The sequence below is a fragment of the Bacillus sp. T33-2 genome (genome assembly GCF_002860205.1).
Taxonomy (GTDB): Bacteria; Bacillota; Bacilli; order Bacillales; family Cytobacillaceae; genus T33-2.
The window spans coordinates 26,432-44,727 of sequence record NZ_PGVB01000005.1 but is presented as its reverse complement, the minus strand read 5'-3'; the positions used below and the strand labels follow the sequence as shown (position 1 = coordinate 44,727).

Below are 18,296 nucleotides of genomic sequence, written 5' to 3'. Positions count from 1 at the left end.
AGGCATTGTCATGCCAGACTTGATGACAGTTACATTTAGACAGTGTGAGGAGCTGATTGATAATGGAAAAAAAGCAGGACAATAAGGGGCCTTCCCTTGCTCCGGGAATTGACGGAGCAGAAGGTATAAATGAAGATGCAGCAAAAAAGGACCGCCAAAAGGGCGACACTACAAATGTTACCCGCCTCTTTCTCGATGAAACTGAACCGAGCTAAAAAACCCTTTCGACAAGGGTTTTTTTCATTCCCTGAATCGAATCTCTACCGACCCTCATTACCATCGAAATATTTATTTCTTCTCTTTCAGCTCTCCAAATTTCCGTATTAGAGATTAACTCTTGTTAATGGCGGGAAAAGACAGTTATAAAGTCAGTCTATATTAGAGGTGGTTGTATTGAAGGAGAAATATATGGGTTACGGGAAAAAAATCATCAGCGAATTGAAAGAAGACAGGGCAACGGGCCTCGCTGCACAGCAGGCTTACTACTATATGCTGGCGATTTTTCCGTTGCTGATCCTTCTCTTGGCGATCGTGCCATACTTAAATATAGAACCTGAACGCGCAGTCCGGTTTATCAACAGCGTAATGCCCCCGGAAACTGCATCAGTGTTGAGGGAAAATGTAATGAATATTATCAGTGAACGGAATGGAGGCCTACTTACATTTGGGATCATCGGTACGATATGGTCAGCATCAAATGGAATGAATGCTTTCATGCGTGCGATGAACATTGCGTTCGATGTGGAAGAGACGCGATCTTTTATTAAAGCGCGCCTTGTATCAATTTTAATGACAATCGTGTTAATATTCGCACTCATTGTTGCGCTTTTACTGCCCGTTTTTGGGGACGTTATTCTGGATACGGTCCAGAAGGTCATCCCAATCCCTGCCGGGATGGAGATATTATTCAGAGTGCTCAGATGGCTTGTTGCCCTAATGGTCATGATCACAGTGCTTGCGGCTTTATACCGCATTGCGCCCAACAAGCATTATCCGTTGAAGCATGTAATTCCAGGCGCTGTTTTTGCAACGGTTGTGTGGCAGCTTATCTCACTCGGGTTTTCTTTTTATGTCAGTCATTTCGGCAATTACTCAGCGACTTACGGGAGCCTGGGCGGAGTGATCGTCCTGATGCTCTGGCTTTTCCTGACGGGGCTGGCCCTCGTGCTGGGTGGCGAAATAAACGCGGTGTACCATAATGAAAAAATGAAAACAAGCCGAGAATATGATAATAAACCCGTACTTTCTCAAGAAGGATAAACCGCCCAAAAAAAGGATGAATTTGATTCATCCATTTTTTTGATGCTATTTTTCACTTTTTAAGGGGCTGCTTTGTTTGATGCCAAAGAACCACCAGTTACAGTCGCCAAGGAGCTTCATCAACGATGGGACAAGGACCATTCGGATTATCGTTGCATCAATGAAAATCGCAAGGGCAATTCCGACTCCCATTTGTTTGACCGGCATGACTCCTGTGAAAGCAAAGGCGCCTGTCACAACGATCATGATTGCTGCCGCTGACGTAATGATCTTGCTTGTGGAAATAAGTCCATTCAATGTGGCATAGTGATTGTTCCTTGTTTCCAGATAGACCTCATGGATCCTCGAAATTAAAAAGACTTCATAGTCCATGGAAAGGCCGAACACCAAACTAAACACAAATACAGGAAGGATGAGGGCGATGCTTGAAGGGTCCGCTCCTAAATGGCCTTTCTGGAACACCCAGACGACAATCCCGAAGGTGGCGCTGAGGCTCATGATATTCATTAAAATGGCCTTTAACGGAATCAGGACCGACTTGAATGCTGCCATAAGGATCAGGAATGTCGAAATTAATATCAAAGCAAGTCCCTTTGGTGCCTTCTTGAAGATCTCATCGAAAATTTCCTGTTCAAATTTGGCATTGCCGCCGACAAAAATCGCTGCCTCCTCCCGGTCAACAGCCCGGCTGCGGACCCAATCATGCTTCTTTTCTGCCGAAAGCCCAGCCGTTAAATAGACATTTACAAGCATTTTGTCGCCCGAGATGAAGTGCTCAACAGCAGGGCCGATAGGACTGTCAGGTACCAATGCAGCCTGCCGGAAAGAGGCGGTATCGTCCATGCCGGTAACGGAGAATACAGACTCTACAGAATGTACACGATTATCCTCTTGAATGTCTTTTATTATGATTTGGGCTGTTTCCAGTGCTGCTTCACCGAGCGCGTCACCATCTGTTTGAATGATGACAGGGACCTTATTGTCGTTGTTCTTGTCCCGATCTACGAATTCCTCCTCAAATTTTTCATAAGCGATTCTTGAACTGTATGAAGGTGGCAGCGCGTCTATTCCCGGCACAGTCATATTCATATCCTTAACCGGGATCAGCCCTGTCACAAGGAATATGAGGGCAATGATTGCCATGGCAGCGGGGCGCTTCATGACAAAGTGGGCGAATCTGCTCCACGCACCTGGCTTATCACTGTTTACTTTTATGACGGTAAAAGCGTGAATATTTTTCCCAATCAAGGAAAGGAGGGCCGGCAGGAAGGTTATTGCGGAAACTGCAGAAATAAAAACAACCGTCATGCCACCAAGTGCCACATTTTGAAATATATCGATCTGAATAAACATCAGGCCTAGCAGGCCAATAAATACACATAGTGCTGAAAAAATGATCGATCGGCCGGCAGTTTCAACAGTAGCCGCAACTGCCTCCCCAACTGGCTTATTATTCATCTCCTCTTTGAAGCGGTTGATAAATAATAGGGCGAAATCGATGCTTAGGGCAAGCCCGATCATCGGGACGATATTTAAAATGAAGATGGTTAAGTCGAAAGAGTAACTGAAAAAATAAACAACACCCATGGTAGTCAGGATCGTCACCACACCGATGAGCAATGGAATGCCTGATGCTACCAGGCTTCCAAACGCCAGGACTAGCACGATCATCGCGATCGGAAGGCCGATCATTTCTGCTTTTGCCAGATCCTCCTGGCTCGCCTGGTTCAAATCTTTGACGATAACCGGTTCTCCTGTGATGGAGACTTTCAATCCTTTTTTATCCTGGAGGGCTTCCCGGAGGCCGTCGATTGTTTCACCAATCTGGTCGGGTTCCTTTTCGAATGTTAAGACTCCATAGGCGGTACGGTCTTTTAGCATTCCTTCCTGCTCGAAAGGGGAGATGATGCCGTTCACATTATCTACATCTTTTGCGTTATCGAGTGAATCCTTTATGAATTTTTCCCATGCCTGTTGATTTATGTCTGCCTCTTTCTCAAACAGGACAATGATTGTCGTTTTAGGTTCATTAAATTGTGTGTCAATGATTTGCCTTGTTTTTTTATATTCACCGTTAAATTCAAAACCATTTCCACTCAGAACTGAGGGCAGCTTCATTGCAAAAAATCCGAAAAAGGCGATGATTGCCAGCCATATGAAAATAACCGTTTTTCTGTATTTGAAAATAAATCTGCCTAATTTGTTCATAAAGGCCTCCCCTTGAGGTAATGCATGCAGACAAGATATCTTTTTCGATAAAATCGCTGTGCCAGACACAAGCATTTCTCTGTATGAAAACCATTTGGATGCTACACTGCTTATTATGACTGAAAAAGCTCATAAGGAAAACGAAAAAGCAAAGGACAAAGTTCAGTCCTTTGCTTCTATGCATGATGAGATTGAGTGGTCCTGAATTGTTAAATAAGCAGTTCGTACACTTCATTGAGCTGGCGGGCTCTTATTTCATCCCGTTCCTCATTGGAATACCTTATTTCTTCTTGCAGGATGTGATTTAAGAACCGTGATTCTTCATAGGATAAAGTCCTGACGAATTCACCCTCCGATGAAAAGGCTTGCCTATCAATCCTGTCGTACAGATGCTTGCTGACGGGATATTCTTCAGTATAGTTCGCCAATATTTCACGCAAGTAGCCTAACGTTTGATCCATGTTCATTACTCCTCAAAATAGTCCCTGAAAGCCTTAGTATCAGTCAGTTCCTTATTTTTATAGTATGGATTATTTTCGGTTGAATCCTTTGGATCCAAATTGGTTTTTATGACAAGCATCGGTCCGGAAGAACTCCGCTCCGCTATCAAACGGTCATCCAAATTATCAAAGTCAGGCAAATCTTTGTTTCCAGGGTCTCTTGGCTCCAAATCCAGCACCTCCTGTTCATAAGGTGGTTTTGTTGGATAAAAAATATGTATCCTTTGTAAATTGGTAGCATTATCCGCAATCAATTGGCAATTTTTTTCTATACGAGCGTTAATTTATTCAAAACAAGGGTATTTTTTAGTGAAACCAACGTGAAATGAGGTGCTTTAGTGAAAGCTGTATCAGGGATCCAAAGAAGTACAAGTGAAAGATGTGGAAGATCCGCGGGTTGAAAAGAGTGATGATATCATTGTCAGGATTACATCTACCGCCATTTGCGGCTCTGACCTGCATTTGTATCAGGGTAATTTACCTCTCAGGCCCGGATATGTTATCGGCCATGAGCCAATGGGCATTGTTGAGGAAGTCGGCCCTGACGTGAAGAAAGTCAAAAAAGGAGACCGTGTTATCATTCCATTCAATGTTTCGTGCGGTGAGTGCTTTTTCTGCAAGCATGAAATGGAGAGCCAGTGTGACAATGCCAATCCTAACAAAGATACAGGAGGAATGTTTGGCTATACCGAACAATACGGAAACCACCCAGGTGGGCAAGCACAATATTTGAGGGTGCCTTTTGGGGATTTCAGTTCATTCGTCGTTCCTGAGTCCTGTGAGCTTGAGGATGAGCATCTTTTGTTTTTGTCTGATGTCATACCGACTGCCTACTGGAGTGTCGAACATGCAGGGGTCAAGCCGGATGATACAGTGGTTGTGCTCGGTTGCGGCCCGGTAGGCCTGATGACCCAGAAATTTGCCTGGATGAAGGGGGCAAAACGGGTGATCGCCGTCGATCATGTCGGTTATCGCCTAAACCATGCAAAGCAGACAAACAATGTTGAAATTTGTGATTTTACGAGCCATGATGACACCGGAAAATTCCTTCAGGAACTCACTAACGGCGGTGCAGATGTCGTCATTGATTGTGTAGGAATGGACGGAAAGAAATCAGCAATCGAAAAAGTAGAGCAAAAATTAAAACTTCAGGGCGGTACACTCTCCGCAATCCAAATTGCCACAAGTGCTGTGCGGAAATTTGGGACTGTCCAAATTACCGGTGTCTACGGGATGAATTATAATATGTTCCCGCTTGGCAGGTTTTTTGAACGGAATGTCACCTTGAAAATGGGACAGGCCCCAGTGGTCCATTACATGCCAAAGCTCTATGAAATGGTTGTGAACGGAGAGATAAATCCAACTGAAATCATTACGCACCGTCTCCCGCTGGAGGAAGCACCGCATGCTTATAAAATATTCAATGACCGACAGGATAATTGTATAAAAGTTGTACTAAAACCATAATAAATTTCCCCGAGGAGGCAATGCATATTGCCAATGCATTTTCCGTTTGGGAATAGTGTAGCTGAATTTTTTATATAGAAAAAAGGACCCCGATGGAGTCCTTTTTTTACGTATCAGTTTACTTTTGAACGTTGGCAGCCTGTGGTCCACGAGCACCCTGCTCGATTTCAAAAGTTACTGTTTGGCCTTCTTCAAGTGATTTGTAGCCATCACCCTGAATAGCTGAGAAGTGTACGAATACGTCATCGCTGCCGTCAACTTCGATGAAACCGAAGCCTTTCTCAGAGTTAAACCATTTTACTTTGCCTTGTACCATTATAGTACCTCCTGTGCGGATTGTTCCGCGAATGTATTACTATCCTTGCCCAAAAATAATCTTTCAAGACGGAAACCACTTAGTTAAAGAGAGTCTTTCTATCAGCTTATCCGAACAAAAATAATTAAATATATCATATCAACTATTTATATTAAAAGCAATATTTTATTTTTCAATAGAAAAAGACGCCCGGTAAGGCGTCTTTTATGCGTATTGAGGCGACAGACTGCACGCCACATCGTGCATTGGCCTGTACGGCCATGTATGTCGGCTTACACAATTCAGCTCATCGCTTTTCAAATATAACACATAACAGCTTTTGACACAAGGTGCGTTTCGAAAGTGATGTAAGGCAAAAAAAGGACAAAGCTGGGCGAATAACCATTATTAAAGGACATTTCTTTCAGGAGACCACATTCTTTAGTACAATAATGATTAAAGCAGAAAGATAGCGAAAGCACACCAAAGTGCTAGCAGGATAGCAGCATATTGATATGGAGGAGATTTACTTGAGTGAAGTGGGAAGAATTCAATTAAATGTCAGGATCACTGGCGAAACGTCCAGAAAACTTGATGAAATAGTCGAGTACTACCAACAAAATACTAAGATTGGACGAATTTACAAAGGAGATGTACTGACTGATATCATAAATAAATCTTATGAAGTAATGGAAAAACAGAAAAAGATGAAAAGATAATATAAGACTGTACATTTGCATTTCTTTTTTCGATTGTACAAAATAAGGAGTATATAGGACCGAAATTTCTGAAAAGGGCGTGAAGACGGTGGATTTAAAGCCGCTGAAGGGGCTGCACCATGTATCGGCACTTACCGCAGACGCAAAGAAAAACTATGATTTCTACACTAAGACATTAGGGCTTAGGCTCGTGAAAAAAACGGTCAACCAGGACGATACGAAAGTCTATCACCTTTTTTATGCTGATGAAAGAGGAAATCCAGGAACAGATTTAACTTTTTTTGAAATTCCAAACGCAGGCAGAACGTACTACGGCACTAACAGTATATCTTCAACCTCACTTAGGGTACATAATGATGAATCTTTGCGCTTTTGGAAAAACTGGCTTGCCGAACAAGGTGTCAGGCATGATGGAATCTCACATAAAACTGGCAGGGCAACCTTGTCATTCCACGATTTTGAAGGGCAGCGGCTCGTACTTGTATCTGATGAAGGGATTGCGGGTGTGGCGGGAGGAATTCCATGGGATAAAAGCCCGGTCCCTGTCGAGCACGGCATTCGTGGACTCGGCCCAGTCATGCTTACAGTATCAAGAGTGGAAAGCACAGCTGCCGTTTTGACAGACATAATGGGATTTAGGGAAACAAGGAGATACCAGTCAGATGACGGTCATGATGTCTTTGTTCTTGAAACAGGAGAAGGCGGTACGGGAGGCGAGGTACACCTTGAGGAACGGGCAGACCTCCCTGTTGAAAGGCCTGGCCGAGGCAGTGTCCACCATGTGGCTTTCCGGGTCGAAAATGAGGATGAATTGCGAAAATGGGCCGAATATATTAAAGAAAAGCGCTTGCCCAATTCCGGTTTTGTGGAACGTTATTACTTCAAATCATTATATTTTAGAGAGCCTAACGGCATTTTATTTGAACTTGCAACAGACGGTCCCGGCTTTGAAGGCGATGAGCCATTTGAAAGCCTGGGGGAAAGACTGTCATTGCCGCCGTATTTTGAGAACCAGCGGGACGCAATCGAAGCCAGATTAAAACCACTGGACACAAACGAATCATACTAATTTTAACCTGATGGGGGCATGAACATGGAACATATATATATTTCAGGACCCGATAAAAAAGCACCGACATTGCTGCTTTTGCACGGCACCGGAGGCAACGAGCGGGACCTCATGCCACTGGCAAACTTAATCGCCTCCGATGTAAATATTCTCGGAGTCAGAGGCAATGTACTCGAAAATGGAATGCCCCGGTTTTTTCGAAGGCTGTCTGAAGGAGTCTTCGATGAGGAGGACCTTGTTTTCCGTACGCGTGAACTGGATCAATTTATTAATGAAAGTGCAGAACAGTACGGTTTCAACCGGGACAAGGTGGTAGCAGTAGGCTATTCGAACGGAGCCAATATTGCCGCAAGCCTCCTGTATCACTACGAAAAATCGCTGCGCGGCGCCATCCTTTTCCACGCCATGGTGCCACTCAGGAATGTTGAACTTCCTGATTTAACTGGCATTCCAGTATTCATTGGGGCCGGTAAGCGGGATCACCTCATACCTCCTGCTGAAACGAAACAACTGTCAGATAGTTTACAGAACGCCAATGCTGATGTGACAGAGCACTGGGGAAACGGCGGCCATGAGCTGACACGGGATGAGGTCGAAGAAGCTAAGAAATGGTTCGAAAAGTATTTTCTGTGAGAAAACGAGAAAAAAGCTGTGGCATTTTGATATGTGCACAGCTTTTTTGTTTTTAATTGGGATAATTTATTTTATTATTGAGAGGACACTATTCGTCCCTGGCCCCGTCTTCAGCGATCGCCCTAAGGTCTGCGTAAAACAGTTGTTCATTGCAAACGAGGTGGTGGGATGCTGCAGATTCATTGCTGCCAGCAGTATTTCCTGTTTCCGTTGACATATCGGCACCCACACCATTGTGTAGACCATATTTATCTTTTTCCATCATTCAACCTCCTTTGTCCTGTATATATTTACCCTCAATTCACTCAATTACGCATTTGTTAATATTTTTCATCTCTGTTTCTTTTATTTTGCCAGCGGGTAAAGGAAGATGGACAGATGTTGTTTGATTTTTACTAATCCAATGGTTAAAAGGAGGATTAATTATGGGCAGAAAAGATGTTTTATTAAATCAGATTCAGGCATGCAATAATGTAAACGGGTGGTTTGTGTCGTTTGAAAATTCAATTAAGGGGCTTACAGCTGAAGAGGCTGCCGAAAAACATGGTGAAGGAACGAATTCAATCAGGGAAATCGTAAATCATCTGAATTTTTGGAATGAACGTTACCTCCATCGTTTTCTGAGGATTCCTGAGGAAAGCATGGATGGCAATAACGACACTACCTTCCATGATCCTGCAGATGCAGACTGGGATACTACAGTCAACCGCTTCTATTCGATTATGGATAGATGGTCAGTTGCATTGAAGGAAGCGTCCGATCGAAAGCTTGATAGCCCCGTCCAGGAGAATGACGAAGAGCAATGGGAATCCACACTGGCCAATCTCACCATACATAACGCATACCATATCGGCCAAATCGTAACGATCCGTAAAATCCAGGGAACATGGAATCCTGCAGAGGGCGTCCATTAATCGGCAAAGGCGGCGGCAATAAGGGAGGGCTTAATCTTCTATGCCCTTCTTTTTTAAGTTGCTTGTTTACCATTTAAAAAATATAGACATTTATACAACAGCAACCAGTTCCATTGATCAGGAATTTCAGTAGAAGTCCATGCAGGTTACAGGGGTGGAATATGAAACCGATTAGTGACCATTTAAAAGAAAACCTGGATATTTTATTTGTTGGCTTCAATCCAGGCATACAATCCTCTGAATCAGGCCATCACTACGCGAATCCCAGTAATAGATTTTGGAAGATTCTCTTCGAAGCCGGCCTTACCCCAAGGAAATATGGTGCAGAGGAAGATTACAAACTATTGGAGTTGGGATATGGTTTGACAAATATAGTGTCCCGGCCATCGAGGACGGCCGATGAAATAACAAAGGAGGAATACAAGCAGGGGAGACAGCTTTTGAAAGAAAAAATCCGAGTATTTCAACCAGGGATTGTTTGTTTCGTCGGCAAGGGAGTATACCAGCAATACAGTGGGAAAAAAAAGAACATCCAATGGGGACCGCAAACCGACTCCGTTGTATTAGGGACAATCGATTTTGTCGCACCTTCTTCCAGCGGTCTGGTAAGGATGAAACTGGAAGAGGTCATTGAGATTTACAGTAAACTTCCTCCACTTATGTCAACGCTGTCACGGAAAGGGTGATACTACCGGGAAGCCAGTCCGGGTATACTTAGTTATACAGCGTAAATTTAAGGAGTGGCTGGAGTGTTGTCGGTGAAGGGAATCGGCTTTTTAGTTATTTTCATCATTGTCCATTTATGCTCAAAATACCTTACAATACTTCATAGAAAAACGCTCAGTAAATTCCTTTCCATGGCAAGTGGAGTATCTGTTTCATATATTTTTATCCATCTGCTGCCCAAGTTAAATAAATATGAAGAAATCACAGAGCCGAAATTTGGTTTCATTGAGAATACAACATACTATTTCGCGATGATCGGGCTGGTGAGTTTTTCCGGACTTGAAAGAGTGGTGAGGAGAGAGAGCAACTGGAGTTCAAGATTGAGGGGCAAAGGCATATTTTGGATTCATTTAATCTCCTTTTCAGTGTATAACTCACTGATAGGCTATATCCTGGTGCGCGGGGACAACCAGCGGTTTATCGATTTGGTACTTTATATTATTGCAATAGCAATCCATTTTATTTCTGTCAATCACGGGTTAAGTGATCTGCATAACCGCCTGTATGACAAATTCGGGAGATGGATTCTTACTTTTTCAATCGCTATTGGTTGGGCTACTGGCGCATTTTTCCACATAAATGCTGAAATCATCGGAGTTTTATTTGGTTTCCTTTCCGGGAGCATCCTTTTGAATGTAATCAAAGAAGAATTGCCTGTGGACAGGGAGAGCAATTACTGGGCATTTGCCTCAGGTATTGTCCTGTATTCATTCCTGTTGTTTTTAATGAATAAGTAACAGTATGTACAAGTAACAGTATGTACAATATTTAAACCGGATTCTTCCAGGGGCCTTCGTTTGTTATGTATGAAGCCCGAATGCGAAAGCATTTCGGCTTCAGCTTGTTTTTGACAAATGTTGCACCTGCTTCATCAATTGTTCATCTAATATCATGATTTTGGATGAGTGCATAAAGTGCTCGTCGTAGGAAGCGAGAAGCTGATGGAAAAAATGCACGAGCAGACGCACAGATTCTATGATATCCTCAGCAAAAATCCCTGATCGGTTAATTATAATATTTTCATATTTTTCAACGAGTCTCTGAGTCTGTTTGATCATTTTTTTCGCGTCTTTCATAACATACATATCTCTTAGGTCTAAAACAAAAACATCAAGGTCTTTTTTAAAATTATGTTTGAGGAAGTAACCGACCTGCTTCACGTCCTGTATGTCTTTATCAAAAATGAATTGCTTAAGCATGATCAGGTCGGATTGCAGGACCTTTTCCGAAAAGCATTGGTATATGCGAAAGGTATTGTATGAATCGCTCACCGGATTGTGCTTTTCGCCTTCGAAATCCAATCCATACAAGGCAAGCGCATTCTCTACCGATGGAGTATTTTTTGAAACCCTCTTTGCAAAGATTGCCTGGAAATCGACATATCGTTTTTCGATTTTTTTAATCATACCCTCAGGGACGCCATGGTTTTTGGCATCCATTTTTAAACGCGATAAATCACTTTTTGACCATGAAAAAAAACGAGTCCGCTTCACTCCGCCAATCCAGTTGAGAAATTCCTCGAACACCTGCCCAAAACTATGTGCACTCCGCAAATCGGAATCTTTTATTCCAGTCAATTTTTTACAAAAAGCAGACAATGCTTTACGGTTGAGGGGTTTAATAAACCGGTCGAAATAAAAAATTTGGCCCGTTTCCAAATCATGCTTAACGGCCCCAAGCCGGATCGCTTCCATTTCTTCCATTTCCATCCCCCTGTGTGAGCAAAGCATTTCAAAATCAAAGAATACATATTGTTTAATATCCGCCATTCCTATCCCTCCTTTCTCCAACACGCTATTATAATGGAGGAAGGAGCATAGTGAAAGGAACAATTTTTTCCTTAACATCGATCATTTGGTCCTCATAAGGAGAGCTATGTTTTTTCGATGCCATAAACGGTATATGCCCAGGACCAGTACTAAAAATAGAGCATAAGCCACCAACCCGGTAAGGAGGTTTTGAAACGAAGAAAAAAGCTGGCTGCCGCTGTAAGCAACCATGAAAGCAGGAGGAAGCTTACCGACAGCTGTTGCAGCTGTGAAGGTTGCGAAAGAAACGTTCATTACACCAGAGTATATATTAATGACCGGAGTTGGAATGATCGGGATCAACCTCGCCAATAAAATGGAAATAAATGAATTTTTTTCGACCATCCCGTGAAAATGATTAATCCCTTTGAACCTTTCCAGATATTTTCGGAAAAACTTCCGGAAAAAAAAACGTGCAAGCAGAAAATATATCATGGCCGCCACAACGCTGCCAAACCAATTTATGACGAAACCGAGCACCACTCCATATTTGGCACCCATAATTCCCGCAAATATAGTAAACGGAATGATCGGGATTGTTGCTAAGGCCGCGGAAACGAGAAACATGAATGGAAGATGAGCAGGGTCACTGTTTTCAATCCAGGGCAAAATAGCATCTTTGTTCAGAAAACCAATAGCCAGGGTCGCGAGGTAGATAATAAGGATTAACGATTTTTTCATCTTTTTGCTCGCCTTTTCATATGAGTTGAAGTGTCGCCAATAAGGGCAGGTGGTCAGAGGCGATTGGCTCGTGCATGATCACTTCAGTGTCAATGACGTTCATGTCTTTTCTTATAAAAATATAATCCAGCCGGACTCTTGGCTTCTTTGCGGGATATGTAACAAGAGCTGCTTGTTCTTCAACAGGATCCTTTAAAACAGAGGTGGCCAATTTCCAGCTTTTTGTAAACGGGTACATGTTCCAATCTCCCATAACGACAATGGGATTCTGTTTTCTCTGAACCTGATCTAAAATGAAATTCGTCTGTTTGCCATGAAGAAACGGGGCAAAGCTGAGATGGGCGACAAATACACTTAATTCTGTGCCTTTTATGCTGATGTCCGCCTCCAGCAAAGCTCTTTCCTCGATGATGTTCGGCAGAAAGTCGAAGGGGTGGTTATTGCTCCGTATGATTGGAAACCGGGAGAGAATGGCATTGCCATATTGACGAACATGATGACTCCCCCGTTCCCTGGAAGTGATGGCAGGGCCAAAAACAAAATCCATCCCCAGCTTTTTCGCGAGCCATTCTGCCTGGTCCAGAAATTCGCTCCGTTTTGAAAAATGCTTATCTACCTCATTTAATCCAATAACATCCGCCCCAGTTGACTGGATGATTTTGCTAATTCGGCTTAAATCAACCCGGTTATCTAATCCTTTTCCATGGTGTATATTGAATGTCAATACTTTGATTTGCATCGTACCCACCTGCTTAGTTCACTTTTAATGTTATTATTTTGACTCTATCAACACATTTCTACTATAAAAAGATGAATGAAACTGAAATGATCGGTCCCGTTACATATTCAGGCACCCCCAGTCCATACTAAAGGCAATAATTCGTAAAGGGGGTGTAACCATTTGGCTTTTTATCATACAAAAACTAAACCGGTAATATTGGTCCTCGTTGATACTTTAATGACTCGCCCTTTACAGACCACAATTGAACAAGGCCAGGCAACAGCTTTTGAGTATTTTATTCAAAACGGAAAACTATATCCCGAAATCGTAAGCCCATTTCCGACAATGTCTGTAAATATCGATAGTACATTGCTGACAGGAGTTTATTGTGACAAGCATAAAATTCCAGGGCTGGTTTGGTTCAAACAGGATGAAATGAGGCTCGTAAACTATGGAAGCCATTATAGAGAATTGATAAAACTTGGCGTAAATCAGTCAGTGAAGGATATCTTTCACAACTTAAATAATGTCCATTTAAGCAGGGAGGTCAGCACGATCCATGAGGACCTGCACAAAGAAGGCAAGAAAACCGCGTCCTTAAACGCCCTAATATACAGAGGAAGTGTCAGACATCATTTAAAGATGCCTTTTTTGCTTTCAACCTTCACCGATATTGGTAAAACAGTGGAAGTGAGTAGTCCACATCTGTTCTCTTATGGAGCTTTATCCAAGATAAATCCGAGGAACCGATCTGCTTGGAGGAAATATGGTTTCCATAATATTTTTACGGTAAATGAATTGGGTTATTTAGTTCAAAAAGGGCTACTGCCCGATTTTTCTATCGTGTATTTATCGGAGCTAGATAAATCTGTCCATAAAAACGGTGAAATGGATACAAACGGCATAAGAACGTCAGACCAGCATCTTGGCAAAATTTTAGACAGCTTCGCTTCCTGGGAGGAAGCATTAAAAAATAATGTCTGGATCATTATGGGTGACAACGGCCAAACCTGGATTGGGGAACACAAAAAAGAAGCGCTGCTTGATTTGCGAAAGACGCTGGATGCTTATAAAATTGTTAAGCTTCGACAAGGAGTCCAAGCAGGTGACGAAATAGTGCTAGCCGTAAACGAACGTATGGCCTTCGTCTATTCATTAAATGTGGTAAAATTAGCACTTCCAACAATTGCGAACACACTAAAAGGCGATCATAAAATAGATATAATTGCTTGGAGGGAAGGCAAAGACATTCATGTTATTTCTACCGAAAAGGACGGTAAACTAGTGTTTCGCCAGGAAGGAAATTATTCCGATGAATACGGCCAGACATGGTCGCTTAAAGGGAACACTGAAATTTTGGACCTGCACATAGACGGCCAAAGGATCACGTTTGATGAGTATCCTGATGCTTTGGCGAGATTAAACAGCGCATTTTTTTCACATCAAGGGGATTTTGTCATCATTTCTGCAAAACCGGGATATGAAATTATCGGGGAGGGTTCACCTACCCATGTGGGCGGAGCTAGCCATGGTGCGCTTAATAAACAGGATTCGATGGTCTCAATGATTGTGACAGGAACAGATACTGCCCCAAAACACTTACGGTTACTGGACATGAAAGAGTGGATCTTGTCGCTGATCAAGTAAGCCGGAATAACACATCAACAACATGAGGAGTAGATATTATTGGGCGCTATCGAAAGAAGCGGTTTTAGATTTGAGCGCTGAATTTAGTGTAGTCAACCGGGATGGGGCCATTCATGTTTATAAGAACGGTGAATTTATTGAAGAAATTAAATTCGAGTTCTCAGCAGAGTTTCCTGCAATAGATCAGATTGAGCAGCTGGTGGAAAAATATTGTGATGAGCGCCAAATGTAATTGCACAAACAGTGTAGGGAGAAATGACACAATAAGGAAATAAATAAAAGAGACAACCCAAGATAGGCAGGGTTGTCTTTTCAACATTTATTGTTTTTCATCACTAAGGTTTAATGCTGTCGATGAAGCGGTTACGTCTACACCAAGTTGTTCTCCTAAATTGTATGGATGATAATATCCTCTCGACATCATGTAGGCAGTGATCGTTTCATGCGTATCAATAGCTGTTCTTAACTGTGCCCTTAACGCAGCTTTCAAATCAGGAGTAGCGGTTTCCGTTACGGCAAAAGCAAGGTTACGAACAGCGTCTTTTGCTGAAAAGAGGAAATCGGTGGCGATCATTTGATCTGTCATGCCGCCCATTCCAGTTATATTTTTAACGAAATCGTTCATGATTGTGCGCTCCTGTCTGTCAGAAATTGTTGCAGCTCCTGGATTTGATGCTGGCTTGTCGTAACATCCTGTGCAAGTATCGCTTTAAGCTCCGGATCTTGTGCAAGCGGTCCCATCGTCGATGATTTAGTCAGGCAAAGATTTTTGAACATAAGTATCTCATGTGTTTCCAGCGTCTCATGTAACCCTAAGTATTTTGTCATGACTCCACTCCTTTTTCTTGTAAGCGAGATATGGCGGATTAATACAAATTAATGCTGCCCCTGGGCACATTAACAATCACTTTTAATGTTTCGCTTAATCGGCGGAAATATGCAGTCACCAATATAAAAAAATGTCCTCGCCGAGATCCGTACTTAGGCTGAATAAAAAACGCCGGAGTTAGGGGAAAATACTTTTGTTAAAACCTGAGGAAGAGGTGATTTGATGGAAAACGTTATACTCGGGCACCATGAAACGATGGATACTCATGAAGTGCTGAATTTTAAGACCATTTGTTTAATGAGATCGAAATTAATGCAAGGGCTTTGCTTTGATAACGACCTGAAGGCATTAATGGAAAAAGACGTTCAGCAATCCATAAAAGACATCAACGAACTGTTGGCTCTTTATCCGAAGACGACAACACATTAATTGGAGGTGGGAGAAAATGAATAACGACTTTTTAGATCCGATCAATTCGGTTGATATGCCGGATCAGGCTGACTCAGCAATCGCACTCGACTTTTTATTATCAGTAAAAAATGGTGTGAGGAATTATGCTTACGCAATTACCGAGACAGCAACGCCTGCGTTGAAACAGGCTTTGCGGAATCAAATGGAGGCAGCTCTTGACCTTCACGAAGAAATAGCCAATCTGATGATCAGCAAAGGGTGGCTGCATCCCTACAATGTAAGGGACCAGGTAGAAGTAGATTTAAAATCTGCCGACACGGCTGTAAAAATTGCTAACCTTACACTTTTTCCGCGTGATACAGACCGTCTTGGCACTTTTGCTACACCATACAAATAAAAAAGGAGGTACGAGTTATGAAGGCCGTTACTTACCAAGGCATCAAAAATGTGATGGTGAAAGAAGTCGCCGACCCGAAAATACAAAAAGCGGATGACATCATCGTCAAAGTGACAAGCTCGGCAATTTGCGGATCGGATTTGCATCTTATCCACGGCATGGTGGCCAATTTTCCGGAAGACTTCATCATCGGCCATGAACCGATGGGAATTGTTGAAGAAGTTGGCCCAGAGGTGACGAAGGTTAAAAAAGGGGACCGGGTAATCATCCCGTTTAATGTGGCATGCGGCCAGTGCTGGTTCTGTAATCACGACCTGACAAGCCAATGTGACAACTCCAACCCGCATGGGGATGCCGGGGCATATTTCGGATATTCCGAAACATTCGGCGGCTACGCCGGAGGGCAGGCTGAATTCATGAGGGTGCCGTACGGGAATTTCACCCCGTTCCGGATTCCTGAAAACAGTGAAGTGGATGACGAGCAACTCGTATTGCTTGCTGATGCTGCTTCGACCGCTTACTGGACAGTTGACCATGCTGGCGTGAAGGAAGGGGACACAGTCATTGTACTTGGCTGCGGCCCAGTTGGACTGCTGGCACAGAAGTTTGCATGGCTAAAGGGAGCAAAACGGGTCATTGCTGTTGATTATGTAGATTACAGGCTAGCACATGCAAAACGGACCAACAAAGTTGAAACGATCAACTTTGAAGCCGAGGAAAATATCGGGACACACTTAAAGGAAATGACTAAAGGCGGGGCGGATATTGTCATCGATGCTGTCGGCATGGACGCAAAAATGACGCCGATGGAATTCCTGGCAACAGGAATGAAGCTTCAGGGAGGCGCGATTAACCCGGTCCTGATTGCTGCACAGGCGGTACGAAAAGGCGGTGTCATTCAAATAACAGGGGCTTACGGAACAAGATATAACGGGTTTCCTCTTGGCGACCTGTTCAATAGAAATGTCGACCTGAAAATGGGACAGGCGCCTGTAATCCCGTATATGCCGCATCTATATAATTTGGTCTCTGAAGGAAAGGTCGATCTTGGTGACGTGGTTACCCACGTCATTCCGCTGGATGACGCAAAGCGCGGATATGAAGTGTTCGACACGAAGACAGATGACTGTATTAAAGTGGTTTTGAAGCCGCACGGAAAGGTACATTAAAAAACAACCCAGTCCCTGAGGGCTGGGTTGTTTTATGCGACGTTCAGGCTTACTTTCGATAACTTTGTAACAGTAGCGCAATGTTCAGTTGAAGGTGGTCCTTCGCTCTACAGGTATGTATAGTTCAGTGCCGGCCTAAGGCCAGGCACCGGCCCCTTCCGTCCGTACATTGGTTAAGTGTCCCGCAACAAGCGTTTTCGGGAAGGGGCATGCATATAGTTTACCATAAAAAGAACACTGATAGTAATCCTGTAATTCCCAGTACATAAACCTATAATAGTCCGCGCTTTCATTCGACGTGTAAAAGATGGTATGATTAATATTGTTTTTAATGAAAAGGAGATGATTATCTTGGCTAAAAAAGGCTACATACTAATGAAAAACGGAGAAAAAATCGAGTTTGAACTATATCCTGAAGCAGCACCTGGAACAGTAGCAAACTTTGAAAAATTGGCTAATGAAGGATTTTATAATGGTGTTACATTTCACAGGGTGATCCCAGGATTTGTAAGCCAGGGAGGAGATCCCACGGGCACAGGAGCCGGTGGTCCGGGGTACACTATTAAATGTGAAACAGAAGGCAATCCTAACAAGCATGAAGCAGGATCTCTATCCATGGCTCACGCAGGACGGGATACCGGAGGAAGCCAATTCTTCATCGTCCATGAGCCTCAGCCACATCTGAATGGCGTCCACACTGTCTTTGGCAAGGTGACATCAGGCCTGGAAGCAGCCAGATCAATGAGGAATGGCGATGTTATGGAAAAAGTGGAAGTTTTTGACGAATAATCATGCAAAAGATGCTGCTTTTTATCTCATGTGCCGAGTAACTGAATAACCCT

24 protein-coding genes and 1 pseudogene are annotated in these 18,296 nt (G+C 43.1%); 15 read left to right on the top strand and 10 right to left on the bottom strand.

The window, feature by feature from the left end:
- The first annotated feature begins 62 nt into the window (after positions 1–62).
- On the top strand, positions 63–215 hold the full coding sequence (locus CVD19_RS24510; protein ID WP_180953494.1) for a hypothetical protein: 153 nt from the start codon (positions 63–65) through the stop codon (positions 213–215).
- A gap of 193 nt (positions 216–408) precedes the next feature.
- Complete coding sequence (locus CVD19_RS03760; protein ID WP_101580542.1) at positions 409–1,260, top strand: YihY/virulence factor BrkB family protein; 852 nt, start codon at positions 409–411, stop codon at positions 1,258–1,260.
- Between the two features lie 45 nt (positions 1,261–1,305).
- On the opposite strand, the gene CVD19_RS03755 is transcribed toward CVD19_RS03760, so the two are convergent.
- The 3 genes from CVD19_RS03755 to CVD19_RS03745 form a co-directional block, all read right to left on the bottom strand.
- Positions 1,306–3,468, bottom strand: a complete 2,163-nt coding sequence (locus CVD19_RS03755) for an MMPL family transporter (protein WP_101580541.1) — start codon at positions 3,466–3,468, stop codon at positions 1,306–1,308.
- A 209-nt stretch (positions 3,469–3,677) separates the two neighbouring features.
- Positions 3,678–3,929: a sigma-G-dependent sporulation-specific acid-soluble spore protein CsgA gene (locus CVD19_RS03750; protein WP_101580540.1), complete on the bottom strand. Its 252-nt coding sequence runs from the start codon at positions 3,927–3,929 to the stop codon at positions 3,678–3,680.
- 5 nt (positions 3,930–3,934) lie between these two features.
- A complete protein-coding gene (locus CVD19_RS03745; protein WP_101580539.1) occupies positions 3,935–4,138 on the bottom strand; it encodes a hypothetical protein in 204 nt (67 codons plus the stop codon).
- A 175-nt stretch (positions 4,139–4,313) separates the two neighbouring features.
- Here CVD19_RS03745 and CVD19_RS03740 point away from each other — a divergent pair, with 175 nt between their 5' ends.
- Positions 4,314–5,435 (top strand): zinc-dependent alcohol dehydrogenase, encoded by a 1,122-nt coding sequence (locus CVD19_RS03740; protein ID WP_101580538.1) that lies wholly within the window; start codon positions 4,314–4,316, stop codon positions 5,433–5,435.
- 118 nt (positions 5,436–5,553) lie between these two features.
- Here the strand turns inward: CVD19_RS03740 and CVD19_RS03735 are convergent, their stop codons facing one another.
- Positions 5,554–5,751 (bottom strand): cold-shock protein, encoded by a 198-nt coding sequence (locus CVD19_RS03735; protein ID WP_101580537.1) that lies wholly within the window; start codon positions 5,749–5,751, stop codon positions 5,554–5,556.
- A 509-nt stretch (positions 5,752–6,260) separates the two neighbouring features.
- Between CVD19_RS03735 and CVD19_RS03730 the strand changes: the two genes are divergently transcribed.
- The 3 genes from CVD19_RS03730 to CVD19_RS03720 all read left to right on the top strand — a co-directional run bounded on the left by CVD19_RS03730 (position 6,261) and on the right by CVD19_RS03720 (position 8,151).
- Positions 6,261–6,449, top strand: coding sequence for a hypothetical protein (locus tag CVD19_RS03730; RefSeq protein ID WP_101580536.1), 189 nt, complete (start codon positions 6,261–6,263; stop codon positions 6,447–6,449).
- An 88-nt stretch (positions 6,450–6,537) separates the two neighbouring features.
- A complete protein-coding gene (locus CVD19_RS03725) occupies positions 6,538–7,518 on the top strand; it encodes a ring-cleaving dioxygenase (protein ID WP_101580694.1) in 981 nt (326 codons plus the stop codon).
- 24 nt (positions 7,519–7,542) lie between these two features.
- On the top strand, positions 7,543–8,151 hold the full coding sequence (locus CVD19_RS03720; protein ID WP_101580535.1) for an alpha/beta hydrolase: 609 nt from the start codon (positions 7,543–7,545) through the stop codon (positions 8,149–8,151).
- A gap of 88 nt (positions 8,152–8,239) precedes the next feature.
- Here CVD19_RS03720 and CVD19_RS24505 read toward each other — a convergent pair whose 3' ends face one another.
- Entirely contained in the window at positions 8,240–8,413 is a 174-nt protein-coding gene (locus CVD19_RS24505; protein WP_180953493.1) for a hypothetical protein, read from the bottom strand.
- A gap of 163 nt (positions 8,414–8,576) precedes the next feature.
- Here CVD19_RS24505 and CVD19_RS03715 point away from each other — a divergent pair, with 163 nt between their 5' ends.
- From CVD19_RS03715 to CVD19_RS03705, 3 genes are all read left to right on the top strand, one after another.
- Positions 8,577–9,065 carry a DinB family protein gene (locus CVD19_RS03715; protein WP_101580534.1) on the top strand — a complete coding sequence of 163 codons (489 nt, stop codon included), beginning with the start codon at positions 8,577–8,579 and terminating at the stop codon, positions 9,063–9,065.
- Positions 9,066–9,226: 161 nt separating this feature from the next.
- The gene (locus CVD19_RS03710) at positions 9,227–9,751 is read left to right on the top strand and encodes a mismatch-specific DNA-glycosylase (protein ID WP_101580533.1); all 525 of its coding nucleotides are present in this window, start codon (positions 9,227–9,229) and stop codon (positions 9,749–9,751) included.
- A gap of 63 nt (positions 9,752–9,814) precedes the next feature.
- A complete protein-coding gene (locus CVD19_RS03705; RefSeq protein WP_101580532.1) occupies positions 9,815–10,528 on the top strand; it encodes a hypothetical protein in 714 nt (237 codons plus the stop codon).
- A gap of 99 nt (positions 10,529–10,627) precedes the next feature.
- On the opposite strand, the gene CVD19_RS03700 is transcribed toward CVD19_RS03705, so the two are convergent.
- From CVD19_RS03700 to CVD19_RS03690, 3 genes are all read right to left on the bottom strand, one after another.
- Positions 10,628–11,560 carry a 3'-5' exonuclease gene (locus tag CVD19_RS03700; RefSeq protein ID WP_101580531.1) on the bottom strand — a complete coding sequence of 311 codons (933 nt, stop codon included), beginning with the start codon at positions 11,558–11,560 and terminating at the stop codon, positions 10,628–10,630.
- Between the two features lie 81 nt (positions 11,561–11,641).
- Positions 11,642–12,280: a TVP38/TMEM64 family protein gene (locus CVD19_RS03695; protein ID WP_101580530.1), complete on the bottom strand. Its 639-nt coding sequence runs from the start codon at positions 12,278–12,280 to the stop codon at positions 11,642–11,644.
- Between the two features lie 16 nt (positions 12,281–12,296).
- Entirely contained in the window at positions 12,297–13,019 is a 723-nt protein-coding gene (locus CVD19_RS03690; RefSeq protein WP_101580529.1) for an endonuclease/exonuclease/phosphatase family protein, read from the bottom strand.
- Positions 13,020–13,181: 162 nt separating this feature from the next.
- Between CVD19_RS03690 and CVD19_RS03685 the strand changes: the two genes are divergently transcribed.
- Positions 13,182–14,648 carry an alkaline phosphatase family protein gene (locus tag CVD19_RS03685; protein WP_101580528.1) on the top strand — a complete coding sequence of 489 codons (1,467 nt, stop codon included), beginning with the start codon at positions 13,182–13,184 and terminating at the stop codon, positions 14,646–14,648.
- A 39-nt stretch (positions 14,649–14,687) separates the two neighbouring features.
- Positions 14,688–14,880: pseudogene (locus CVD19_RS03680) on the top strand (YbxH family protein).
- 87 nt (positions 14,881–14,967) lie between these two features.
- On the opposite strand, the gene CVD19_RS03675 reads toward CVD19_RS03680, so the two are convergent.
- Together CVD19_RS03675 and CVD19_RS03670 are read right to left on the bottom strand one after the other, a co-directional pair.
- Positions 14,968–15,273 carry a spore coat protein gene (locus tag CVD19_RS03675; protein ID WP_101580527.1) on the bottom strand — a complete coding sequence of 102 codons (306 nt, stop codon included), beginning with the start codon at positions 15,271–15,273 and terminating at the stop codon, positions 14,968–14,970.
- Entirely contained in the window at positions 15,270–15,476 is a 207-nt protein-coding gene (locus CVD19_RS03670) for a hypothetical protein (RefSeq protein WP_101580526.1), read from the bottom strand. The genes CVD19_RS03675 and CVD19_RS03670 overlap by 4 nt, the downstream gene beginning before the upstream one ends.
- Positions 15,477–15,699: 223 nt before the next feature.
- Here CVD19_RS03670 and CVD19_RS03665 point away from each other — a divergent pair, with 223 nt between their 5' ends.
- The 4 genes from CVD19_RS03665 (at position 15,700) to CVD19_RS03650 (ending at position 18,243) form a co-directional block, all read left to right on the top strand.
- Positions 15,700–15,906, top strand: a complete 207-nt coding sequence (locus CVD19_RS03665; protein WP_101580525.1) for a spore coat protein — start codon at positions 15,700–15,702, stop codon at positions 15,904–15,906.
- Between the two features lie 16 nt (positions 15,907–15,922).
- On the top strand, positions 15,923–16,285 hold the full coding sequence (locus CVD19_RS03660) for a spore coat protein (RefSeq protein WP_101580524.1): 363 nt from the start codon (positions 15,923–15,925) through the stop codon (positions 16,283–16,285).
- Between the two features lie 17 nt (positions 16,286–16,302).
- Entirely contained in the window at positions 16,303–17,454 is a 1,152-nt protein-coding gene (locus CVD19_RS03655; protein ID WP_101580523.1) for a zinc-dependent alcohol dehydrogenase, read from the top strand.
- Positions 17,455–17,829: 375 nt separating this feature from the next.
- Positions 17,830–18,243, top strand: a complete 414-nt coding sequence (locus CVD19_RS03650; RefSeq protein ID WP_257985026.1) for a peptidylprolyl isomerase — start codon at positions 17,830–17,832, stop codon at positions 18,241–18,243.
- Positions 18,244–18,296: the final 53 nt, after the last annotated feature.

What these genes read in the sequence shown, in the direction of transcription:
- CVD19_RS24510 (WP_180953494.1), top strand. Translation starts at nt 63, where the DNA reads ATGGAAAAAAAGCAGGACAATAAGGGGCCTTCCCTTGCTCCGGGAATT.
- CVD19_RS03760 (WP_101580542.1), top strand. Translation starts at nt 409, where the DNA reads ATGGGTTACGGGAAAAAAATCATCAGCGAATTGAAAGAAGACAGGGCA.
- CVD19_RS03755 (WP_101580541.1), bottom strand. Translation starts at nt 3,468, where the DNA reads ATGAACAAATTAGGCAGATTTATTTTCAAATACAGAAAAACGGTTATT.
- CVD19_RS03750 (WP_101580540.1), bottom strand. Translation starts at nt 3,929, where the DNA reads ATGGATCAAACGTTAGGCTACTTGCGTGAAATATTGGCGAACTATACT.
- CVD19_RS03735 (WP_101580537.1), bottom strand. Translation starts at nt 5,751, where the DNA reads ATGGTACAAGGCAAAGTAAAATGGTTTAACTCTGAGAAAGGCTTCGGT.
- CVD19_RS03720 (WP_101580535.1), top strand. Translation starts at nt 7,543, where the DNA reads ATGGAACATATATATATTTCAGGACCCGATAAAAAAGCACCGACATTG.
- CVD19_RS24505 (WP_180953493.1), bottom strand. Translation starts at nt 8,413, where the DNA reads ATGGAAAAAGATAAATATGGTCTACACAATGGTGTGGGTGCCGATATG.
- CVD19_RS03715 (WP_101580534.1), top strand. Translation starts at nt 8,577, where the DNA reads ATGGGCAGAAAAGATGTTTTATTAAATCAGATTCAGGCATGCAATAAT.
- CVD19_RS03710 (WP_101580533.1), top strand. Translation starts at nt 9,227, where the DNA reads ATGAAACCGATTAGTGACCATTTAAAAGAAAACCTGGATATTTTATTT.
- CVD19_RS03700 (WP_101580531.1), bottom strand. Translation starts at nt 11,560, where the DNA reads ATGGCGGATATTAAACAATATGTATTCTTTGATTTTGAAATGCTTTGC.
- CVD19_RS03695 (WP_101580530.1), bottom strand. Translation starts at nt 12,280, where the DNA reads ATGAAAAAATCGTTAATCCTTATTATCTACCTCGCGACCCTGGCTATT.
- CVD19_RS03690 (WP_101580529.1), bottom strand. Translation starts at nt 13,019, where the DNA reads ATGCAAATCAAAGTATTGACATTCAATATACACCATGGAAAAGGATTA.
- CVD19_RS03675 (WP_101580527.1), bottom strand. Translation starts at nt 15,273, where the DNA reads ATGAACGATTTCGTTAAAAATATAACTGGAATGGGCGGCATGACAGAT.
- CVD19_RS03670 (WP_101580526.1), bottom strand. Translation starts at nt 15,476, where the DNA reads ATGACAAAATACTTAGGGTTACATGAGACGCTGGAAACACATGAGATA.
- CVD19_RS03665 (WP_101580525.1), top strand. Translation starts at nt 15,700, where the DNA reads ATGGAAAACGTTATACTCGGGCACCATGAAACGATGGATACTCATGAA.
- CVD19_RS03660 (WP_101580524.1), top strand. Translation starts at nt 15,923, where the DNA reads ATGAATAACGACTTTTTAGATCCGATCAATTCGGTTGATATGCCGGAT.
- CVD19_RS03655 (WP_101580523.1), top strand. Translation starts at nt 16,303, where the DNA reads ATGAAGGCCGTTACTTACCAAGGCATCAAAAATGTGATGGTGAAAGAA.
- CVD19_RS03650 (WP_257985026.1), top strand. Translation starts at nt 17,830, where the DNA reads ATGAAAAACGGAGAAAAAATCGAGTTTGAACTATATCCTGAAGCAGCA.